A 5,052-nucleotide genomic window follows, 5' to 3' on the forward strand; every position below is an offset into this window, starting at 1 on the left:
GAGCGGCACCGCCGGCTGGGCGGCCGCCGCGCTCGAACCCGGCGCGGTGCCGATCGCGCCCGCGCCCGAGCGGTCCACCACCGGCGCCTGGTCCATGCGCGAGGCACAGGCGGCGACGAGCAGGAGTGCGGCTGCACAGATGGCGCGCTGGCCGATTCGCTGGCCGGATGTCAGCGGAATAGTCGATTGTTTGTTTTGCATCGCGCGCAACGTAATCATCAGTGTCAAATCACTCCGGATTTTAAAGGGACAAAGAAAACGCGATCAAGCCGCGACTCCCGCCATTGGGTCGGCCCGACCCGCTCGACCAGCGTCAGGACCTGCGGCTGGCCGCTCTGCGCGCCGACCGGTGCGACCAGGCGACCGCCGACCGTCAGTTGCTCGAGCAGCGCCTGCGGCACGTCGAGCCCCGCCGCCGCGATCACGATCGCATCGAACGGCGCGGCCGACGGCAGGCCCAGGCGGCCATCGCCGTAATGCAGCCGGATGTTCGGCACGCGCAACGGCCGGAGATTTCGTTTCGCGCGTTCGAACAACGGCTTCACGCGCTCGATCGAATAGACGTCGCGCGTGAGGTGACTCAGTACGGCTGCCTGGTAACCGCAGCCGGTGCCGATTTCGAGGACCCGCTCGGGAACGCGCCCGGCGAGCGCGAGCTCGATCATGCGGGCCACCACCGAGGGCTTGGAAATCGTCTGCTGATGGCCGATCGGCAGCGCCGCATCCTCGTAGGCCTGGGCCGCCAGGCCCGGATCCACGAACAGGTGGCGCGGCACGGCGGCCATCGCCGCCAGCACGCGCGTATCGGTGACGCCGTTGGCGCGCAGCCGTTCGACCATGCGCTCGCGCACCCGTTCCGAGGTCAGGGCCAGCGCGCCTGCGACGGCGGGTTTTCCCGCACTGCCGGCAGCCGTCCCCGCCGCGTTCGCCGGTCCTTTCGCCTGGGCCGCGCCATGGCCGTGCGCAGCGCGCGCGAGGCCCGCCGGGCGGGCCGGCGAGCCGGCCACGGAGGCGCCCAGGGTCGGGCGCGCGGGCGAGCTCGGATGCCGCTCGTTCGGGCGCGCCGCGCTCTTGCGCGGTGCACGTTTCAGATCCTCGAGCGCAAGCGGAAACCGCTTGGCGCGCTCGCCGCTCATGAAGCCTCGCCCCGCGCGCGCGTCCACGCCTGCGTCGCGGCCAGTTTCTGGGAGTCGGTGAGATCGAGCTGCAGCGGCGTGATCGACACGTAGCCGTTCGCCGTGGCATGGAAATCGGTACCCTCGCTCGCGTCGAGCGCCGCGCCCGAGGCGCCGATCCAGTAGATCGCCTCGCCGCGCGGATTGGTCTGGCGGATCACCGGCTGCGACGGATGCCGCTTGCCGAGCCGCGTTGCCTGCCAGCCCTTGATCTGCTCGTAGGGCAGGTTCGGGATGTTGACGTTGAGGAAGGGCTGGCCCGGCATCGGCCGGGCGATGAAGTGGCGGACGATCTCGGCGGCCACCCGCGCGGCCGATTCGAGCTCCACCCAGTCCTTGTCGACCAGCGAGAAGGCGATCGCCGGGATGCCGAACATGATGCCTTCGGTGGCGGCGGCGACGGTGCCGGAATACAGCGTGTCGTCGCCCATGTTCTGGCCGTTGTTGATTCCCGACACGACCAGGTCGGGCCGCTCCTCGAGCATGCCGGTCAACGCCAGGTGGACCGAGTCGGTCGGCGTGCCGTTGACGTAGTGGAAACCGCTACTCGCCGAGCGATGCAGCGACAGCGGCCGGGACAGCGTCAGGGAGTTCGAGGCCCCGCTGCAGTTCTGCTCGGGCGCCATCACGGTCACGTCGGCGAACGGCCGCAGCGCTTCGTAGAGCGCGGCCAGACCGGGCGCCAGATAACCGTCGTCGTTGCTGAGTAGGATTCGCATGCGGCGATTGTAACCGAGGAAAGATGGCGCGCGAACGACAGCCCGGGCGCCCCGGGGCCGTCTCGCGCGGCGACTCAGATCACGCGCCGTTCGCGCAATGCGGCGATCGCCGCGGCCTCGTAGCCGAGCCCGCCGAGCACCTCGTCGGTATGCTCGCCGAGCGCCGGGCCGAGCCAGCGCGTATCGCCCGGCGTGTCGGACAGCTTCGGCGTGATGTTGGGCAGCGGGATCTCCTGTCCGTCGGGCAGGCGAAAGCGCTGGATCATCTGGCGCGCCACGAACTGCGGGTCGCTGAACATGTCGGCCACGCTGTAGATCCGGCCGGCCGGCACGTCGGCCGCGTTGAGCACCGCCAGCGCGGCCTCGATGGTGCGCGGCGCGAGCCAGGCGGCGATCGCCTCGTCGATCTCGCGGGTGCGCGGCACGCGCCCGTCGTTGTGGGCGAGCGCCGGGTCGTCGGCCAGATCGGCGCGCTCGATGGCCTTCATCAGGCGCTTGAAGATCGGGTCGCTGTTGCCGCCGATCACGATGCTGCCGTCGGCGCAGGCATAGGTATTGGACGGCACGATGCCGGGCAGCGAGGCGCCGGTGCGCTCACGCACCATGCCGTAGACGCCGTACTCGGGCACCACGCTCTCCATCATGTTGAACACGGCCTCGTAGAGCGCGACATCGACCACCTGCCCCTTGCCGCCGTTCATGTTGCGATGGTGCAGCGCCATCATCGCGCCGATCACGCCGTGCAACGCGGCGATCGAGTCGCCGATCGAGATGCCGATGCGCGGCGGCGGCAGTTCCGGGTAGCCGGTGATGTGGCGCAGGCCGCCCATCGATTCGGCGATCGCGCCGAAACCGGGACGGTCGCGATACGGGCCGCTCTGGCCGTAACCCGACAGGCGCACCATCACCAGGCCCGGATTGTCGGCCGACAGCACCTCGTAGCCGAGGCCCAGCTTCTCGAGCAGGCCGGGCCGGAAATTCTCGATCACGATGTCCGCCTGCGAGGCGAGCTGCTGCGCGATGCGCCGACCCTCGTCCGTCTTCAGGTTCAGCGTGACCGACTTCTTGTTGCGCGCCTGCACCGCCCACCAGAGCGAGGTGCCGCCCGCCTCGGGATAGAGCTTGCGCCACTTGCGCAGCGGGTCGCCACCGTTGGGATCCTCGACCTTGATCACGTCGGCGCCGAATTCGGCGAACAGGCGGGCCGCGAACGGCCCCGCGATCAGCGTGCCGAACTCGAGCACCTTGACGCCCGCGAGCGGGCCTGGGGTAGCGCTCATCTGTGGAATCTCCGGAGCGGCGTGCGCCGCGTTGGGGCTTACATCGACCGGCGGTCGAGCATCGCGCGGGCGATGGTGCCCGCGTCGACGTATTCGAGTTCGCCGCCGACCGGCACGCCGCGCGCGAGCCGCGTGACGGACAGGCCGCGCGCCTTGAGGGTCTGCCCGAGGTAATGGGCGGTCGCCTCGCCTTCGTTCGTGAAGTTGGTCGCGAGCACGACCTCCTTGACGATGCCGTCCGAGGCGCGGCGCACCAGCCGGTCGAAATGGATTTCCTTGGGACCGATGCCGTCGAGCGGGCTGAGCCGCCCCATCAGCACGAAATAGAGGCCGCGATAGGTGAGCGTCTGCTCGAGCATGATCTGGTCCGCCGGCGTCTCGACCACGCACAGCAGGCTCGGATCACGCTCGGTATCGCTGCAGACCTCGCAGATGCGCGACTCGGTGAAGGTGTTGCACTTCTCGCAGTGCTGCAGGTGCTCGGTGGCGAACAGCAGCGAGCGCCCGAGCTTCTCGGCGCCCTCCCGATCGTGCTGCATCAGGTGATACGCCATCCGCTGCGCGGATTTCGGCCCGACGCCGGGCAGCACGCGCAGCGCTTCGACAAGGGCGGACAGGGCGGAGGGCTGCTTCATGCGGTACCAGTCGACGTGGGACGCCGCCTCAGAACGGCAGCTTGAAGCCCGGCGGCAGCGGCAGGCCGGAGGTCATGCCGCTCATCTTTTCCTGCGAGGTGGCCTCGGCCTTGCGGACCGCGTCGTTGAACGCCGCCGCGACCAGGTCCTCGAGCATGTCCTTGTCGTCCGCGAGCAGGCTCGGGTCGATCGCCACGCGGCGCACCTCGTTCTTGCAGGTCATGGTGACCTTCACGAGCCCGGCGCCCGACTGGCCTTCGACTTCGATGAGGGCGAGCTGCTCCTGCATCTTCTTCATGTTTTCCTGCATCTGCTGGGCTTGCTTCATCAGCCCGGCGAGTTGGCCTTTCATCATGGACGTGCTCCTTGGTGTTCGTGTGAGACCGGCGCGATCTTAGCGCCGGTTCCGGGATTAGGGAATGGGCTGCGCGCGATCAGTGCAGCGTGGGCGCGCCGCCGGCGCCGTCGGCGGCGACCGGCTTCACCGAGCCCTCGACGATGCGCGCGCCGAAATCGCGGATCAGTTGCTGGACGAAGGGATCGGCACCGATCTCCTGCTCGGCCTCGCGCTGGCGCTTGGCGCGCTCGACCGCGTCGAGCGCAGCCGCGGTGCGACGCGCCGGGCCGACCTCGACGCTCAGCTCGACCGGCTTGCCGAGCGCCTCGGCGAGCGCCGTCTTCAGCTTGGCGACCTGCGCGGCATCGGCGTATTGCGGCACCGGCACTGCCAGTTTCAGCGCGCCGCCCTCGAGCGAGGTCAGCTCGCTGTTGAAGGCGAGCTGGTAGGCCACGCCCTTGAGCGGCAGGCTCGCGGCCAGTTGCGGCCATTCACCCTGGTAGCCGATCGCGTCGAGCGGCACGGCCGGCGGCAGCGGCCGCGTGTCGACCGGCGCGGGCGCCGGCTGCGGGGCCACGCGCACGTCGTCGGGGCCGCTGTCGAAGACGGGAATGTAGCCGTCGTCGGGCGGCGGGCCGTAATTGTCGTCGGCCGACATCGGCAGGTAATCGTCGGGCGGAATGTCGTCCCAGGGGGGCGGTGCCGAAAGATCCGGCGACGACGCACCTGCCGGCTGGGATGCCGCGGCGGCCGGCGCGGGACGCGGACGCGGCGTCGGCACGTTCACCCGCGGCGCGGGGGCGGCGGCCTTGGGGGCCGGCGCGGCTGATTTAGGCGCGGCGGCGGCACGCTAGCGATCGGAGGCGGAGGACACGCGCATGCCGCGGCTGCGCAGCACGTCCAGCG

Annotated in this window: 5 protein-coding genes and 2 pseudogenes; all 7 read right to left on the minus strand. The window is 70.1% G+C overall.

Going from position 1 to position 5,052, the window contains the following annotated elements:
• A pseudogene (locus F3J18_RS38405) lies at window positions 1-219 on the minus strand (peptidase); the annotation flags it as partial.
• Between the two features lie 5 nt (window positions 220-224).
• Window positions 225-1,136: a protein-L-isoaspartate(D-aspartate) O-methyltransferase gene (locus F3J18_RS35470; RefSeq protein ID WP_013698256.1), complete on the minus strand. Its 912-nt coding sequence runs from the start codon at window positions 1,134-1,136 to the stop codon at window positions 225-227.
• Complete coding sequence (gene surE / locus F3J18_RS35475; protein ID WP_013698257.1) at window positions 1,133-1,894, minus strand: 5'/3'-nucleotidase SurE; 762 nt, start codon at window positions 1,892-1,894, stop codon at window positions 1,133-1,135. The genes F3J18_RS35470 and surE overlap by 4 nt, the downstream gene beginning before the upstream one ends.
• Window positions 1,895-1,968: 74 nt before the next feature.
• On the minus strand, window positions 1,969-3,174 hold the full coding sequence (locus tag F3J18_RS35480; RefSeq protein WP_017921679.1) for a CaiB/BaiF CoA-transferase family protein: 1,206 nt from the start codon (window positions 3,172-3,174) through the stop codon (window positions 1,969-1,971).
• A gap of 38 nt (window positions 3,175-3,212) precedes the next feature.
• Window positions 3,213-3,809: a recombination mediator RecR gene (gene recR, locus F3J18_RS35485; protein WP_013698259.1), complete on the minus strand. Its 597-nt coding sequence runs from the start codon at window positions 3,807-3,809 to the stop codon at window positions 3,213-3,215.
• 28 nt (window positions 3,810-3,837) lie between these two features.
• On the minus strand, window positions 3,838-4,164 hold the full coding sequence (locus F3J18_RS35490; RefSeq protein ID WP_013698260.1) for a YbaB/EbfC family nucleoid-associated protein: 327 nt from the start codon (window positions 4,162-4,164) through the stop codon (window positions 3,838-3,840).
• A gap of 79 nt (window positions 4,165-4,243) precedes the next feature.
• Window positions 4,244-5,052: pseudogene (locus tag F3J18_RS35495) on the minus strand (DNA polymerase III subunit gamma/tau C-terminal domain-containing protein); the annotation flags it as partial.

The organism is Burkholderia sp. Ax-1720 (genome assembly GCF_011753035.1).
In the GTDB taxonomy this organism is placed as follows: domain Bacteria; phylum Pseudomonadota; class Gammaproteobacteria; order Burkholderiales; family Burkholderiaceae; genus Burkholderia; species Burkholderia gladioli.